Below are 14,809 nucleotides of genomic sequence, written 5' to 3'. Positions count from 1 at the left end.
CGGGGCATCGGGCCGAGCCGGACACCCCGACATCCCGCAAGCCGAGTTGATCAACCGTCGGCGATCGCGAACACCACCACGTTGTCCCGGTAGTGCCCGCGCCGCCGGTCGAAGTCGCCCCCGCAGGTGACGAGACGCAGCTCCGCCCCGGGCGTCGGGCCGTAGACCGCGGCCGTCGGGAACCGGTCCTTGCGGGTACGCAGCGACCCGGTCACCCGGAACGACAGCCACCGCCCGCCGCGCCACACCTGGACCCGGTCACCCGGGCGCAGCTCATCGAGCCGGGCGAAGACCGCCGGGCCGCTGCGCGAGTCCAGGTGCCCGGCGAGCACGGCCGGGCCGGTGTCGCCGGGTGCCGGGCCGCCGCCGTACCAGCCGGCCGTGTCGAACTCGGTCGGCGGAACGAGGACGCCGGCGCGGTCCAGGCCCAGCACCGTGAGCGCCGAGTCGACGCCGATGCGCGGCACGCGTACCCGCGTGGGTGGACCCTGTGGTCGCGGCGGCGCGGCCACGGACGGGCAGCCGTCGGCGCAGCCGGGGTGCCAGCTCGCGGCCGGCGGCGGCGGGCCGGTCGTTGCCAGCCCGACCCCGGTGCCGGCGGCCAGGCAGACCGCCGCGCCGGCCGCGACCAGCGCGGCCAGCGGCGCCCGGCGGTCGCGGTGGCGTCGGATCGCGGCGGCGGGCCCGATGCTCACCAGGTCGTGCGCCGCCGCCGGCGCCACAGGAGCAGGCTCGCCGCGCCGGCCGCCGCGGCCAACCCGCCGGCCACCAGGGGGTACGCGCCGAACCCTGCGTCGGACGTGCCGCCCGCGCCGGTGTCCACACCGCCGGCCGGTACGACAGTGCCGCCCTCGGCGTCGCGGCGCAGCTCGGCCGTGAGCCCGCCCTGCTTGTCGTCGAGCACCAGCAGCGAGTAGACCGCTCCGCCGGTGAGCCGCACCTCCGCGTCGGTGCTCGGGCCGCCCGCGCCGGTGAGTCGCAGCTTCCAGGTGCCCGGCTCGACCTGCTGGTAGTCCGTGGTGGTGGCGAACTGCACGCCGTCGGCGATCGTCGGCCCGTCGGCGGCGGCCACGTCGAGGACGGGCGTCCGCACCGACGCCTGCACGACGCGCACCTTGGCCCGGCCCTGCCTGGGAGCGCTCAGATCGTCGGTGAGCACCCGCAGCCCCAGGTCGGCGTGCCGACCGACACCGGCCACCGTGTACGCGCCACCACTGGTCACCGCTACCTCGGTGGTGAGCACCGGCGGCTCGCTGGCGGGCGTGCCGGCCTCGCGCATCGCCACCGCGTACCGGCCCGGAGGGAGCTGGAGGTAGTCGGAGACCACGCCGTAGCCGACGCCCGGGAACACTCGCGGCTTCGCGGCGTCGGGGGCGGCCAGGTAGACGTCGACGGCCGGGGTGTCGGGTGAGAGGTGGGCGAGCCGGACGTATCCGACGGTGTCCGCGCTGGCCGGGCCCGCAGCGGCGGCGGCGAGGGCGGTGCCGAGCAGGAGCGCGCCAGCGCCGGCCAGCAGTCGGCGGGACGTGGTACGGAGCGTGTGCATGTCGCCTCCGGAAGGCACGTTCGGTGAGCGGGCGGCAACCCACGGACAGAGTCCCGTGTATGGGACTCCGGCGCAAGTTTTGCGTGCAATGTTTCTTCTGCCGCGTTGCCCGTGCCGCGTTGCCCGTGCCGCGCTGTCCGTGCCGCGCTGTCCGCGAGATCGCTGCCCGCGAGATCGTGCTCGATCCAGGATGTAGTGGTCTCGCGTCGGGAGGATGCCACTACATCCAGGTCAACACCGTTGCGTTTGGCGGAACGGCTGTTCGTCGACCGGCACTGCCTCGCCGATCATGGAGTTGTGGTGGGCCACAAAACGCCCGTACCCTGCCAAGGCAGGCACCACAATTCCATGATCGCCGGGGCTTGATCTACCAAGAGTCTTGTTATCCAGCACGGGTTGACCCCGCCGGCCACAGCCCTAACGCAACAGTGTTGACATCCAGGTTCGAGGGCGATCTTGCCGCTTCGCGAGGGAGATCCCGACTCTGGACGCGGGGTTGGTGCCGCTACCGCACCGCGAGGAAGCCGAACAGGTCCGGCACGCCTAGAGAGGTGGACTCGACGAACCGGACCGGTCGGAGGCCGGCGGCCACTGTCGCGTTGAGCAGGTCGGCGAGCGGCACGTGCCAGGCACCGACCCGGACCCGGACGCCGTCGGTGTTCCAGCTGTCGAAGCTGCGTGACCGGTCCGCGTAGCGCTCGTCGACGACGACGCTCGGGCGCCGGCCCCAGTCGGCGAACGCGCCCACGAAGCACGGGTGCACGCCCACGTGCACGAACCGCCCGCCCGGGCGCAGCACCCGGCCGACCTCACGCAGCACGCCCGGGTAGTCGGGCACGTCGGTGCTGGACAGGACGCACATCGCGGCGGGGAGTGAGGCGTCGGCGATCGGCAGGGCGGTCGCGTCCCCGCGGGCCACCGGCAGCCGCCCGCGCGCGTGCCGCAACTGCCCGCCGGACAGGTCCACACCCACCGGTGTCCAGCCCAGGTCGCCGGGCACTAACGCGTGCGCGCCGGTGCCGCAGCAGATGTCGAGGCAGGGCCCCGCACCCGTGCCGAGCAGGTCGGCCACGGTCGCGTGCACCCTCCGGAGATAGTCGCCCCCGCCCGAGATGAAGCCCTCGTACCAGTCCGCGTGAGCGTCGTACGCCGGTGTGCTCGTCGCTTCCATCCACCGATGCTAGGGACGCACGCCTGGCGCGTGGTCCCCGTTCTTCCGAGGGCAGACGCGGTCGGACCCTCGCAGCCGACTACTCCGCTTCGGCGACGAAGACGCCCTGCCCCTGTTGGCCGTAGACCAGGTTTCGTTGGTGCAGTTCGCGTACGGCCCGGTAGGCGGTCGACCGTGCCACGTTGTAGATCTCGCCAATTTCCGAGACCGAGGGCAGTTGATGGCCGGGCGGGTACTCCCCGGAGTTGATTCTGCGCGCGATGTCGTCGGCGACGCGAAGGTAGTGCGGTGGCCTGGTAGGCATGATCGGCTCTCCTGGACTTCAGCGAAGATCATGCTTCCAGCCGGGACCTGGGCAGGACAAGTGACGACGCGACTCGACTGAGCACAGTGAGAACATGACTACAGTGAGACAGTGGATACAGTGAGACAGCGGTCGGACGCTTCTGGACTTCAGCACCCCGAGGTTTTCGATCCATCCACCCTGGAGGGCGCGACGCATGGCCTCCGCCCTCCAGGGCTGGCATCTCGTGACCTCGGGAAAGGTGCGGACGATGGCGATCGACGAGCCGGTGTCCAGGGCGACCGAACTCTTCATGGCGGAGCGGGTCCTCGACGCGCACTGGTCCCGAGCGCGTGATCGGCCCTGGCAGACAGGCGGCTGCCTGGAGTGTCAAGGTCATCACGATTGTCCGCAGTTGGACTGGGCTCTCGGAATCGTGGCGGACGTCGCGTCGGTGCTATTCCAGAAATAGCGCCTTTGCCAGACGGTCGAGGTCGTGCTCGTCGGCGTTGGACTGCGCGGCCAACGGTCGACGGGACCTTCGCTCGGCCTTGCGTTCGCCTATTCTCGGGCGATGCGGGATCGCCGGGTGGCGCTGGCGTGGGCGGCGTTCGGCGTCGTCGCGCTGGTGTCCTGTGTGCTCGTGCTCAGGCGCGGCGACCGGCTCAGCGACCTGCACATCTACTACGGCGCACTGTCCGATCTGCACGCCGCCCGGCCGCTGTACGAGTACCGCGCCCGAAACGGCGGGCCGTTCACCTATCCGCCGTTCGCAGCCCTGGTGCTGGGCCCGATCACCGCCGTCAGCGAGGGCGTACTCCAGGGCGTCTGGCTGGTGGCGACGTGCGCGGCGGTCGTCGCCATCGCCGGCCTGGTCGGCGTCGCGCTGAGCACCGATCGGTCGCACCGCCCGCTGCTCGTCGCGGTGGCCGCCACGGTGCTGATGCTCTCGGCGCCGGTGCAGAGCAACCTGCGTTTCGGGCAGGTCAGCATCTTCATCGTGTTGCTTGCATTGCTGGACGGGATGGGCGTCGTCCCACCCCGGCTGCGCGGGGTGCTCGTCGGGGTGGCCGCGGCGATCAAGCTGACCCCGCTGCTGTTCGTCGCGTACTTCCTCGCCACCGGGCGCTATCGCGACGCCGGCCGCGCGGTGGCGACGTTCGGAGCCTGTGCCGGGCTGGCGGCGGTCGTGCTGCCCGGCGAGAGCTGGACTTACTGGACCCAGGCGGTCCGGCAGACCTCGCGGATCGGCAACCTGGCCTCGCTGGGCAACCAGTCGGTGCACGGGATGCTGTTGCGCCTCGGGGTCGACGAGGGGGCGCTGCCCGTGCTCTGGGCCGGGCTGGTGGCGGTGATCTGCGGGGCGGCGCTGCTGCGCGCCCGGCAGTTGGCCGGGCAGGGCCGCCCCGGGCACGCGGCGGTCCTCGTCGGCTGCGCCACGGTGGCCGCGTCCCCGGTGTCCTGGACCCACCATCAGGTGTGGCCGGTGCTCGCCGCGATGCTGCTGGTCGGCGCGTCCGGCATCACCCAGCGGGTGGCCGGTGGGGCGTTGCTCGCCGCCATGGTCGTCTCGCTGGGCGCGGTCCTCGGCCCGGTGTCGACGCGGCCGGGCGTGCAGTTCCTGTTCGAGAACGCCCGTGCCGTCGGCGTGTGCCTGCTGTGCCTGGCCGGCTTCGGCGGTGTCGCGGTCGCGACCGCCCGGAGCAGCCGGCGATCCGCCGGCGGCCGGGCCTGGCTGCGGGTGGGTGTCTCGGCCGCGGTGGCTCTCGCCTTCTTCGCCGTGCAACCGCTGCCCGCCGGAGCGGACCCGACGTTCAAGGCGTACGCCCTCGGCGACGTCGTCAATCCGCGGTATTTCTTCGTCTGTCGAAGCCCGGCCGAGTGCGCCGCCTATGCCACCGACGCGCCGGTCACCTTCGGCACCCGGGCGGAGAAGACGAAGGTCCGGGTCAACGGTGTGGTCTCCGCGCAGGTGGCCCGGCTGGCGTACTACTCCGCCCCGGGGGGAGCGCCCCGGGACATTCCCCTGCTGGCGGCCTACCCCGGTACGCGGACGTTCTCGTTCCGGTCGGCGAGCATGGCGCAGGGCCGACTCGTCGCGTACGCCGTGGACGGCCAGCCCATCGCCAGCTACGACGACGAACTCGCCGCCGCCCTGGAAACGGCCACCCGGTAGGCGGTCGTCCCAGGACGGCGGCGGTGCTCAGCGGGTGGCGGCGGCCAGCGCGGCGCGCAGCTTCTCGGCGTCAGCCGGTGCGGGGCGCTGCCAGTCGGTCGGCGTGGCGGAGTAGGGCAAGCCGTACGCCGGGGTGTCCGGCTGGTAACGCCACCCCTCGGCGAGCGGGCCGACATCGACCGCGTCATAACCGATCCGGTCCAGGAAGGCGGTCACCTCGGCCTTCGCGGCGGCGTCGTCACCGGCGATCGCGAGCGCGCTGCGGTCGGCCGCCCCGGACGGCCGGGGGAGCTCGGCGAGGGCCTTGAAGTAGATGTTGTTGAAGACCTTGACGACCCGCGAGTCCGGTAGGTGCCGCTGGAGGAGTTCGCTGCTGGTGATCTCACCAGCGTCCAGCTCCGGGAAGGCGCCGTCACGCTCCGGGTAGTAGTTGTTGGTGTCGATGACGACCTTGCCGGCCAGCGGCTGCGCGGGCACCGCCCGGTACGCCTTGAGTGGCACGCTGACCACCACCAGGTCGCCGACCTGCGCCGCGTCCTGCGCCGTGGCGGCGCTGGCCCGCTCGCCCAGCTCGTCGACCAGGTCGGTGAGCGTCTCCGGCCCGCGCGAGTTGCTCAGTACCACGTCGTAGCCGGCGGCCACCGCCAGCCGGGCCACCGTGCCGCCGATGTGGCCGCTGCCGATCAGTCCCACAGTTGTCATGCTTCTTCCCAACTTCGTCCACCCACGACGCATTCCCGACCGACACGGTGGGTTATTCCGGTTGACCGACGCCGAGCGGCTGCGCGGCCGGCCGGCGTGTGCCGGCGCGGACGCCTGGCTGCGCCGCGAGCCGGTTCTGCACAACGTACTGCGCACGCCCGTCGCTGACCGGCCCCGCGGAAATGTGCCACCCGACGGTGGTCGGTCCGTGCGACGCCGCCGACCCCCCGCACCTGGTGATCAAGAGGTTTGCGTCAGGTGGAGGCTCCCCGCTGACGCAAACCTCTTGATCACCGCGGGCGGGTCAGGGGGGTGGGAGGTGGGTGGGGTCAGGCGGGGGTGGGGAGGGTTTTTTCGATCGCCGCGCGGAGGTCGTCGGAGTCGGGTTCGACCGTGGGGGCGAAGCGGGCGGCGACCGTGCCGTCCGGGGTCACCAGGAACTTCTCGAAGTTCCAGCGGACGTCCCCGGTGTGTCCGTCGGCGTCCGGAGTGTCCACCAGCGCGGCGTAGAGCGGGTGCCGGTCGGGCCCGTTCACGTCGACCTTCTCGGTCAGCGGAAAAGTCACCCCGTAGTTGACCTGGCAGAAGTCGCTGATCTCGGCGGCGGTGCCCGGCTCCTGCCCGGCGAACTGGTTGCACGGCACGCCCAGCACCACCAGGCCACGCTCGGCGTAGGTGTCGGCGAGGGTCTGGAGGCCGGCGTACTGCGGGGTGAGGCCGCACCGGGAGGCGACGTTGACCACCAGCAGCGCCCGGCCCCGGTACTGGGCGAGGTCGGCGGGCCCGCCGCTGAGGGCGTCGATCGGGATGTCGAAGACGGTCATGGGCCCGAGGCTACGCGCCGGCCCGCGACCCCCGACCGCTGACCGGCGGCTCGGTGCGGGCGCAGTCCACGCACCAGAAAAAATCGAAACATGGACATCTTGACGAACTGATGACGGCGTGAGTACCGTCTCACCATCTCTTTTGGAAAGTTTCCTAACAGTTCGGGAGACGCCTTATGAAAAGATCGCTCCGCCGGGCCCTCTGGGCCGGTGCCGTGGTCGCCGTGACGGTCGCGGCGGTGCCGATGACGACCGCGTTCGGTGCCGGCTCGGTCACCACCACGTTCGCCAAGGCGCAGGACTGGGGGACCGGTCACGAGACGAAGGTGACCGTGACCAACGGCTCCAGCGCCACGGTCGCCACCTGGCGCATCGAGTTCGACCTGCCGTCAGGCACCACCATCAGCAGCGCGTGGGACGCCGACGTCACGAGCAGCGGCAACCACTACGTCGCCGTCAAGAAGAGCTGGGCCGGCAGCCTCGCGCCCGGCGCCTCGTTCAGCTGGGGCTACAACGGCACCGGCGCCTACAAGGCGCCGCTGAACTGCACCGTCAACGGCGCACCGTGCGGCGGTGGCACCCCGACCACCCCGCCGACCACCACCGCGCCGCCCACCACGGCCCCACCCACCACGGCGCCGCCCACCACCGCTCCGCCCACCACGGCGCCCCCGACCACCACCCCGCCGAACACGGGCGGCAAGAAGGTCGTCGGCTACTTCGCCGAGTGGGGCGTCTACGGGCGCAATTACCACGTCAAGAACATCCAGACCAGTGGCTCGGCCGCCAAGCTGACCCACATCCTGTACGCCTTCGGCAACACCACGGGCGGTCGCTGCACCATCGGTGACAGCTACGCCGACTACGACAAGGCGTACACGGCGGCGGAGAGCGTGGACGGCGTCGCCGACACCTGGGACCAGCCGCTGCGCGGCAGCTTCAACCAGCTGCGCAAGCTCAAGCAGCTGAACCCGCACCTCAAGGTGATCTGGTCGTTCGGCGGCTGGACCTGGTCCGGCGGCTTCACCCAGGCCGCCCAGAACCCGGCCGCGTTCGCCGAGAGCTGCTACAACCTGGTCGAGGACCCGCGCTGGGCGGACGTCTTCGACGGCATCGACGTCGACTGGGAGTACCCGAACGCCTGCGGCCTGACCTGCGACAGCAGCGGCCCCAACGCGTTCAAGAACGTGATCGGCGCCCTGCGGTCGAAGTTCGGGTCCAGCGCCCTGGTCACCGCGGCGATCACCGCGGACGGCAGCAACGGCGGCAAGATCGACGCCACCGACTACGCCGGCGCCATCGGCAACCTCAACTGGCTCATGCCGATGACGTACGACTACTTCGGCGCCTTCAACGCCCAGGGCCCGACGGCGCCGCACTCGCCGCTCACCTCGTACACCGGCATTCCGCAGCAGGGCTTCAACTCCGACGCGGCGATCCAGAAGCTCAAGAGCAAGGGCATCCCGGCCAACAAGCTGCTGCTCGGCATCGGCTTCTACGGTCGGGGCTGGACGGGCGTCACGCAGGCCGCGCCGGGCGGCAGCGCCACCGGCGCGGCGCCGGGCACCTACGAGGCGGGCATCGAGGACTACAAGGTCCTCAAGAACACCTGCCCGGCCACCGGCACGATCGCCGGCACCGCGTACGCCAAGTGCGGCAGCAACTGGTGGAGCTACGACACCCCGTCGACCATCAACGGCAAGATGACGTACGCGAACAACCAGGGCCTCGGTGGCGCGTTCTTCTGGGAGCTCTCCGGCGACACCAGCAACGGCGAGCTCATCGGCGCCATCAAGGGCGGCCTCGGCTGAGCCGACGGTCGACGCACCACCCACACGGCGGGGAGGGGCCCGCACCGCCTCTCCCCGCCCGTGCCGTACCGGCCCGGTCGACGCCCAGCGTCGGCCGGGCCGCCGGCGTGGGGCGGGTCGGCCGGGCCGTCGGCCTTAGGCGGGTCGGCCGGGCCGCCGGCCTTGGGCAGGTCGGGCCCGATGTGGCAGACTCGCGGCTCGGCACGTCTCGATTCCCCGTCGACGGAGGTGGTCATGCGCCCGATCCACCGCAGGCTGGCGGCGGCCGCCACCGGCCTGGTGCTGCTCCCGGCCGCCCTGGTCGGCTGCGGGATCGGCGGCGGTGACGAGGACGAGTCGACCGCCAAGCCCGAGCGTGCCCCCGCCGAGGAGGCCGGCACCCGGTCCCGCGAGCGCGTGCAGGCGTACCTCGACGCGATGACCGCCAAGGACGTCGCCGCCGGCCGCAGCCAGCTCTGCGAGCTGCTGCACGAAGGGTTCGACCTGGCCGCCACCGGCCCCAACGGCGACTTCGCCGACCACTTCGAGGTGCCCGAGGCGGCCATCACTGACGTCCGGTCCGGCCCGCGCGGCCAGGAGGTCAGCGTCTCGGTCTCGGTCACCGCCGGAAAGAGCAAGGTCACCCGCCCGCTGGTGTTCACCGTCACCCGCGACGGCGGCGACTGGTGCATCGCCGGGGAGGCGCCGGGCGGTAACCCCGCCGCCAGCCCGTCGCCGAACGGGGTCGGCGCCTCACCGGTGTCCTGACTGACCGACATCGGTGGGATTGATCTCCCATCTGCCGGAACCGTCCCCCTCGCCGCTCGGGTACGACCACGGTCGCCGTACGCTTTCTCTCATGCGCCATGAGTGGCATCAGCTGAGCCATCCCGCGGTAGGCAGCCCGGGCCTGCAGACCAGCCGTCCGACAGTCGACTCCGCCGAGGACGCCGCCCTCGGTCTGGACCGCTGGCGGGAGCTGCCCCGCGAGCAGACCCCACCGTGGTCCGATCCGGCCGCCGTCGCCGAGGTCTGCAAGGTGCTCGACACCGTGCCGTCGGTCGTCGCGCCCTACGAGGTGGACCAGCTCCGGCAGAAGCTGGCCCTGGTCTGCGAGGGCAAGGCGTTCCTGCTCCAGGGCGGTGACTGCGCCGAGACCTTCGTCGACAACACCGAGAGCCACCTGCTGGCCAACGCCCGCACCCTGCTCCAGATGGCGATCGTGCTCACCTACGGCGCGTCGCTGCCGGTGGTCAAGGTCGCCCGGGTCGCCGGCCAGTACACCAAGCCGCGCTCGCTGCCCACCGACGCGCGTGGCCTGCCCGCCTACCGCGGCGACATGATCAACTCGCTGGAGGCCGACCCGGCCGCCCGCGTCGCCGACCCGCAGCGCATGATCCGGGCGTACGCCAACTCGGCCGCCGCGATGAACATGCTGCGGGCGTACCTCGCCGGTGGGCTCGCCGACCTGCACGCGGTGCACGACTGGAACAAGGGCTTCGTGAAGACCTCCCCGGCGGGGGAGCGCTACGAGGCGATCGCCCGGGAGATCGACCGGGCGCTGGCCTTCATCCGGGCCTGCGGGATGACCGACGACGAGGCGCTGCGGACCGTCACCCTCTACTGCTCCCACGAGGCCCTCGCCCTGGAGTACGACCGGGCGCTCACCCGGGTCTCTGACCGCCGGGCGTACGGGCTGTCCGGGCACTTCCTCTGGGTCGGCGAGCGCACCCGGCAGATCACCGGCGCGCACATCGACTTCATCTCCCGGATCGCCAACCCGATCGGCGTCAAGCTCGGCCCGACCACGTCCCCGGACGAGGCGATCGAGCTGTGCGAGAAGCTCAACCCGGACAACATCCCCGGCCGGCTCACCCTGATCAGCCGGATGGGCAACCACCGGGTCCGCGACGCCCTGCCGCCGATCGTGGCCAAGGTCACGGCCTCCGGCGCCAAGGTGGTCTGGCAGTGCGACCCGATGCACGGCAACACCCACGAGTCGTCCAACGGCTACAAGACCCGGCACTTCGACCGGATCGTCGACGAGGTGCTCGGCTACTTCGAGGTGCACCGTGGCCTGGACACCCACCCCGGCGGCCTGCACGTCGAGTTGACCGGTGAGGACGTCACCGAGTGTCTCGGCGGCGCCCAGGGAATCGAGGACCTCGACCTGCCCGACCGGTACGAGACCGCCTGCGATCCTCGGCTGAACACCCAGCAGTCGCTGGAGCTGGCCTTCCTCGTGGCGGAGATGCTGCGTGGCTGACGCGGGCCCCGCAGTCGACGGACGAAGGGATGATCATGGCTGACGCGTTCGTGGACCTGCGGTCCGACACGGTGACCCGGCCGACCGCCGGGATGCGGGAGGCGATGGCCGCCGCCGAGGTCGGTGACGACGTCTACGGCGAGGATCCCACCGTGAACGCGCTGGAGGCGGAGGTCGCCGCGCTGTTCGGGCACGAGGCGGCGCTCTTCGCCCCGAGTGGGTCGATGGCCAACCAGATCGCCCTGCAACTGCTGGTCTCGCCCGGCGACGAGCTGCTCTGCGACGCCGACGCGCACGTCGTCACGTACGAGATCGGCGCCGCGGCCGCGTACGGCGGGATCTCCTCGCGGACCTGGCCCGCTGTCGGCGCGGACATCGACCCGGAGCTGGTCGCCCGGATGATCCGTCTGGACGGCTACTTCGCCGTGCCCACCCGCGCGATCGCCGTCGAGCAGACCCACAACCGGGGCGGTGGCGGCGTGATCCCGCTGGCCACCCTGCGGGAGCTGCGCGGTGTCGCCGACGACGCGGGGGCGGCGCTGCACTGCGACGGCGCCCGGATCTGGCACGCGCACGTCGCCGACGGGGTGCCGCTGACCGAGTACGGCCGGCTCTTCGACACGCTGTCCGTCTGCCTCTCCAAGGGGCTCGGCGCGCCGGTCGGCTCGCTGGTGGTGGGCAGCGCGGAGAAGATCGAACGGGCCCGGCTGATCCGCAAGCGGATGGGCGGCGGCATGCGCCAGGCCGGCATCCTCGCCGCCGCCGGCCGGTACGCCCTCGCGCACCACGTCGACCGGCTGGCCGAGGACCACGCGAGGGCGGCCCGGCTCGCCGAGGCGGTCGCGCCGTTCGGGGTGCTCGCCACAGCGGTCCGCACCAACCTCGTCCCGCTGGACCTGACCAAGCACGCGCTGGACGCCCGCGCTCTGGCCGCCGCCGCACGCGCGGAGGGCGTACTGGTCTCGGTGCTCGGCCCCCGTACCGCCCGCCTGGTCACCCACCTGGGCGTCGACGACACCGCGATCGACCGAGCGGCCACCGCCCTGACCAAGATCCTGGCCGCCTGACCCACCCCTTGTTGATCAAGAGCTTTGCGTCATCCGGAGACCGGATTCTGACGCAAAGCTCTTGATCACCCCGGGGGGCGGGCCCGGAGGGCCCGGGGCCGGGTGGGGTGCGGGTGGGGGGTTAGGGGTTCAGGCGGTTGAGGGTTGCTATGTCGGCGGTGTGGCCGAGCTGCTTCTCGCTGGGGGTTTCCACCACCACGGGGACACCGGCGGTGGCCGGATGGGCCATCAGCTCCGCGAAGGCCGGCTCGCCGATGGTGCCCTTGCCGATGTTCTCGTGCCGGTCCCGGGTCGAGCCGCACAGATCCTTCGAGTCGTTGGCGTGCACCAGCCGCAACCGGTCGGGCCCCACGGTGGCCACCAGCGTGTCCAGGGTCGCGGTCATCCCGCCCTCGGCGGCCAGGTCGTGACCGGCGGCCCAGGCGTGGCAGGTGTCGAAGCAGACCCCGAGCATGGGATGCCGGTCCACCGTGTCGAGGTAGGGCCCGAGCTGCTCCACGCGGGAGGCGAGCGAGCGGCCGCCACCGGCGCTCGGCTCGACCAGCAGCATCGGCCCACCGGCCTCGGCGGCCCAGTCGAGCAGGGGCAGCAGCTCCCGACGGACCTGCCGCATCGCCGCCTCGGCGTACCCCTCGTCGACCGCGCTGCCGGCGTGGAACACCACCGCCCGCGCGCCGATCGCCACACCCCGGCGCAGCGCGTGCGCCAGCGTCTGCGCCGACTTCTCGACCGTGGCCGGCGTGGGTGAGCCCAGGTTGACCAGCAGCGAGGCGTGGATGAACGCGGGGATGCCCCGCTCGGCGCAGCCCTCGCGGAACAGCGCGTCCTGCGCCGGGTCACCCGGGGGCAGCGCCCAGCCTCGCGAGTTGGAGACGTACACCTGCACGGCCTCGGCGCCGGTCGCGTCGACGTACGGCAGGGCGGCCTTCGCCAACCCCCCGGAGGTCGGAGTGTGCGCGCCCACCGGCCGCGAACGAAGCCTCGGCATCAGAAACACGTGATGGTGACCGGGGTGCCCGGGGGCACCTGTGAATTCTCGCCCGGGGCCTGGATCCGGACCGTGGCGTTCGGGTTGAACGCGACGGTCACCGGGTAGCCCTGGCTCTCCAGCAACTGCTTAGCCTGCGGGCAGGGCAGGTCGATCACCCGGGGCACGACGACCAGCGGCGGACCCTTGCTGATCTCCAGCTTGACCTGGGTGCCCTTCTCCACGCCCGCGCCGTCGGCCGGACTCTGGCTGAGAATCTCGTCCTTGGGTTTGTCGGAGTCCTTGAAGGTCTCCACCGGCACCAGGCCAAGCCCGCTCAGGGTGGCCCGCGCATCGGTGAGGCTCTTGCCGACCAGGTTCGGCACCGACACCGGCGCCCGGCCTCGGCTCAGGATGAGGGTGATCTTCGTGCCCGGCTTGACCTCGGCCCCCACCTTCGGGGAGCTGTCCAGGACGACGCCGGCCGGCAGGGTGTCGTCGTAACGGGGGGTGCCCTTGGCCACCACCAGTTTGACGTTGACCAGATCGGCCTCGGCCAGCTCGTACTCCTTGCCGATCACGTCCGGTACCGGGAAGCGCTCCGGACCCAGCGAGAGGGTCAGGGTGATCGTGCCACCCTTGACGATCTTGCTGGCCGAGGCCGGGTCCTGCCCGAGCACGCTGTCCTTCGGAGCCTTCTCGTCGTAGCGCGGCTCCCCGTACGCCAGGGTCAGGCCGGCGCGTTCGGCCTGGGCCTGCGCGTCGGTCTTGCTCAGGCTGACCAGCTGCGGGGCGGACGTGTAGCGGCCGACACCGAACCACCAGCCGCCCAGCGCGGCCACCAGGCCCAGCGTCACCACCACGGCGGCGACGGCCAGCCGGCCCTGCGGATTGCCCAGCACCGTGGTGCGCAGCGCCGCGAGCCGGGCTCCCAGACCCTCCGACGGCTCCGGTGCGGCCCGCCGCCGGCCCGGCCCCTGACTGGCGCCCTCCGGCAGCCGGGCCCAGGTCGGCCGTTCGGCCGGGCGGACCGTGGCGACCATCATGGTCGGCTGGGAGACCGGCGGCTCGTCCGTCACCCGACGCAGCACGGCGGTGCTGGTGCTGTTGACGTCACCCAGGCGGTCCCGGGCGACCTGAACCTCGGCCAGCAGCGCGCCGGCGTCGGCGGGCCGGGCGGCGGGATCACGCCGGGTGGCCCGCTGGACCAGAGCGTCGAGGGCCGACGGCAGGCCGGGCACCAGCGTCGAGGGCGCGGGCACATCCCGGTCGACGTGCTGCCAGGCCACGTCCACCGGACGGTCCCCGTCGTACGGCACCCGGCCGGTGAGCATCTCGAACAGCACGATGCCGGCGGAGTAGACGTCGGTGCGCGGGTCGGCCCGACCCTCGGTGACCAACTCCGGGGCGACGTACGCCACGGTGGCCATCAGTTGGTTGCCCTGCTCCTCGTCGGCGCTGGCCTCGACCGCGCGGGCCAACCCGAAGTCGGCCACCTTGACGACGCTGTCCACCAGGTTGGCGACGCCGCCGGTGGGCGCCTCGGCGACCAGCACGTTCTCCGGTTTGACATCGCGGTGCACGAGGCCGGCCCGGTGCGCGGCGGCGATCGCGGCGAGCATCTGCTCGGCGATGGCCAGCACCTCGTCCGGGTTGAGCCGGCGTCGCTCAGCCAGCACGTCGCGCAGCGTACGGCCGCGGACGTACTCCATCACCAGATACGGCAGACCGGCGTGGGTGCCCTGGTCGTAGACCGCGACGACGTTCGGGTGGGTCAGCCGGGCGATGGTCTTCGCCTCGTCGGTGAACCGGGCCACGAAGTTGGCGATCCGGGCCCGTGCCTCGGGCGCCTGGGTCGGGTGAATGATCTTGACTGCGACGGTGCGCTCGAGGCGTTCGTCGGTGGCGGTGTACACGGTCGCCATGCCGCCACGGGCCACGCGACCGCGAATGCGGTAGCGCCCGTCGATCAGCGAGCCCAGCAACGTGTCGGCGACCTGTGTGTCCATCGGCAGGG

General features: G+C 72.1%; 14 protein-coding genes. 6 read left to right on the top strand and 8 right to left on the bottom strand.

Going from position 1 to position 14,809, the window contains the following annotated elements; all coding sequences use genetic code 11:
- Positions 1-50: 50 nt before the first annotated feature.
- The 4 genes from ABZU53_RS19050 to ABZU53_RS19035 all read right to left on the bottom strand — a co-directional run bounded on the left by ABZU53_RS19050 (position 51) and on the right by ABZU53_RS19035 (position 3,021).
- Entirely contained in the window at positions 51-722 is a 672-nt protein-coding gene (locus ABZU53_RS19050) for a class F sortase (protein ID WP_355066894.1), read from the bottom strand.
- Positions 692-1,546, bottom strand: coding sequence for a DUF4397 domain-containing protein (locus ABZU53_RS19045; protein WP_354858231.1), 855 nt, complete (start codon positions 1,544-1,546; stop codon positions 692-694). The genes ABZU53_RS19050 and ABZU53_RS19045 overlap by 31 nt, the downstream gene beginning before the upstream one ends.
- 505 nt (positions 1,547-2,051) lie before the next feature.
- On the bottom strand, positions 2,052-2,717 hold the full coding sequence (locus ABZU53_RS19040; RefSeq protein ID WP_355066893.1) for a methyltransferase domain-containing protein: 666 nt from the start codon (positions 2,715-2,717) through the stop codon (positions 2,052-2,054).
- A 79-nt stretch (positions 2,718-2,796) separates the two neighbouring features.
- The gene (locus ABZU53_RS19035; protein ID WP_354858235.1) at positions 2,797-3,021 is read right to left on the bottom strand and encodes a GntR family transcriptional regulator; all 225 of its coding nucleotides are present in this window, start codon (positions 3,019-3,021) and stop codon (positions 2,797-2,799) included.
- Positions 3,022-3,271: 250 nt separating this feature from the next.
- Between ABZU53_RS19035 and ABZU53_RS19030 the strand changes: the two genes are divergently transcribed.
- A complete protein-coding gene (locus tag ABZU53_RS19030) occupies positions 3,272-3,472 on the top strand; it encodes a hypothetical protein (RefSeq protein WP_354858238.1) in 201 nt (66 codons plus the stop codon).
- Between the two features lie 102 nt (positions 3,473-3,574).
- On the top strand, positions 3,575-5,176 hold the full coding sequence (locus tag ABZU53_RS19025; protein WP_355066892.1) for a glycosyltransferase 87 family protein: 1,602 nt from the start codon (positions 3,575-3,577) through the stop codon (positions 5,174-5,176).
- A gap of 27 nt (positions 5,177-5,203) precedes the next feature.
- On the opposite strand, the gene ABZU53_RS19020 is transcribed toward ABZU53_RS19025, so the two are convergent.
- Together ABZU53_RS19020 and ABZU53_RS19015 are read right to left on the bottom strand one after the other, a co-directional pair.
- On the bottom strand, positions 5,204-5,878 hold the full coding sequence (locus ABZU53_RS19020) for an NAD(P)-binding domain-containing protein (protein WP_355066891.1): 675 nt from the start codon (positions 5,876-5,878) through the stop codon (positions 5,204-5,206).
- A gap of 329 nt (positions 5,879-6,207) precedes the next feature.
- On the bottom strand, positions 6,208-6,702 hold the full coding sequence (locus ABZU53_RS19015; RefSeq protein WP_355066890.1) for a glutathione peroxidase: 495 nt from the start codon (positions 6,700-6,702) through the stop codon (positions 6,208-6,210).
- 176 nt (positions 6,703-6,878) lie between these two features.
- Here ABZU53_RS19015 and ABZU53_RS19010 point away from each other — a divergent pair, with 176 nt between their 5' ends.
- From ABZU53_RS19010 to ABZU53_RS18995, 4 genes are all read left to right on the top strand, one after another.
- Positions 6,879-8,513, top strand: coding sequence for a glycosyl hydrolase family 18 protein (locus ABZU53_RS19010; protein ID WP_355066889.1), 1,635 nt, complete (start codon positions 6,879-6,881; stop codon positions 8,511-8,513).
- A 234-nt stretch (positions 8,514-8,747) separates the two neighbouring features.
- Positions 8,748-9,260: a nuclear transport factor 2 family protein gene (locus tag ABZU53_RS19005; RefSeq protein WP_355066888.1), complete on the top strand. Its 513-nt coding sequence runs from the start codon at positions 8,748-8,750 to the stop codon at positions 9,258-9,260.
- A gap of 91 nt (positions 9,261-9,351) precedes the next feature.
- The gene (locus ABZU53_RS19000) at positions 9,352-10,758 is read left to right on the top strand and encodes a class II 3-deoxy-7-phosphoheptulonate synthase (protein ID WP_354858250.1); all 1,407 of its coding nucleotides are present in this window, start codon (positions 9,352-9,354) and stop codon (positions 10,756-10,758) included.
- 35 nt (positions 10,759-10,793) lie between these two features.
- On the top strand, positions 10,794-11,825 hold the full coding sequence (locus tag ABZU53_RS18995; protein ID WP_355066887.1) for a GntG family PLP-dependent aldolase: 1,032 nt from the start codon (positions 10,794-10,796) through the stop codon (positions 11,823-11,825).
- A gap of 121 nt (positions 11,826-11,946) precedes the next feature.
- Here ABZU53_RS18995 and ABZU53_RS18990 read toward each other — a convergent pair whose 3' ends face one another.
- Positions 11,947-12,813, bottom strand: coding sequence for a deoxyribonuclease IV (locus ABZU53_RS18990; protein WP_355066886.1), 867 nt, complete (start codon positions 12,811-12,813; stop codon positions 11,947-11,949).
- Entirely contained in the window at positions 12,813-14,801 is a 1,989-nt protein-coding gene (pknB, locus tag ABZU53_RS18985; protein WP_354858255.1) for a Stk1 family PASTA domain-containing Ser/Thr kinase, read from the bottom strand. The genes ABZU53_RS18990 and pknB overlap by 1 nt, the downstream gene beginning before the upstream one ends.
- Positions 14,802-14,809: the final 8 nt, after the last annotated feature.

Source organism: Micromonospora sp. NPDC005194 (assembly GCF_040608335.1).
GTDB lineage: Bacteria > Actinomycetota > Actinomycetes > Mycobacteriales > Micromonosporaceae > Micromonospora.
The sequence above is the reverse complement of the archived record's forward strand: the minus strand, read 5'-3'. Positions and strand labels throughout refer to the sequence as shown.

Excerpts from the sequence above, each read along its gene's own strand:
- ABZU53_RS19045 (WP_354858231.1), bottom strand. The coding sequence starts at position 1,546 with ATGCACACGCTCCGTACCACGTCCCGCCGACTGCTGGCCGGCGCTGGC.
- ABZU53_RS19040 (WP_355066893.1), bottom strand. The coding sequence starts at position 2,717 with ATGGAAGCGACGAGCACACCGGCGTACGACGCTCACGCGGACTGGTAC.
- ABZU53_RS19035 (WP_354858235.1), bottom strand. The coding sequence starts at position 3,021 with ATGCCTACCAGGCCACCGCACTACCTTCGCGTCGCCGACGACATCGCG.
- ABZU53_RS19030 (WP_354858238.1), top strand. The coding sequence starts at position 3,272 with ATGGCGATCGACGAGCCGGTGTCCAGGGCGACCGAACTCTTCATGGCG.
- ABZU53_RS19025 (WP_355066892.1), top strand. The coding sequence starts at position 3,575 with ATGCGGGATCGCCGGGTGGCGCTGGCGTGGGCGGCGTTCGGCGTCGTC.
- ABZU53_RS19020 (WP_355066891.1), bottom strand. The coding sequence starts at position 5,878 with ATGACAACTGTGGGACTGATCGGCAGCGGCCACATCGGCGGCACGGTG.
- ABZU53_RS19015 (WP_355066890.1), bottom strand. The coding sequence starts at position 6,702 with ATGACCGTCTTCGACATCCCGATCGACGCCCTCAGCGGCGGGCCCGCC.
- ABZU53_RS19010 (WP_355066889.1), top strand. The coding sequence starts at position 6,879 with ATGAAAAGATCGCTCCGCCGGGCCCTCTGGGCCGGTGCCGTGGTCGCC.
- ABZU53_RS19005 (WP_355066888.1), top strand. The coding sequence starts at position 8,748 with ATGCGCCCGATCCACCGCAGGCTGGCGGCGGCCGCCACCGGCCTGGTG.
- ABZU53_RS19000 (WP_354858250.1), top strand. The coding sequence starts at position 9,352 with ATGCGCCATGAGTGGCATCAGCTGAGCCATCCCGCGGTAGGCAGCCCG.
- ABZU53_RS18995 (WP_355066887.1), top strand. The coding sequence starts at position 10,794 with ATGGCTGACGCGTTCGTGGACCTGCGGTCCGACACGGTGACCCGGCCG.
- ABZU53_RS18990 (WP_355066886.1), bottom strand. The coding sequence starts at position 12,813 with ATGCCGAGGCTTCGTTCGCGGCCGGTGGGCGCGCACACTCCGACCTCC.
- pknB (WP_354858255.1), bottom strand. The coding sequence starts at position 14,801 with ATGGACACACAGGTCGCCGACACGTTGCTGGGCTCGCTGATCGACGGG.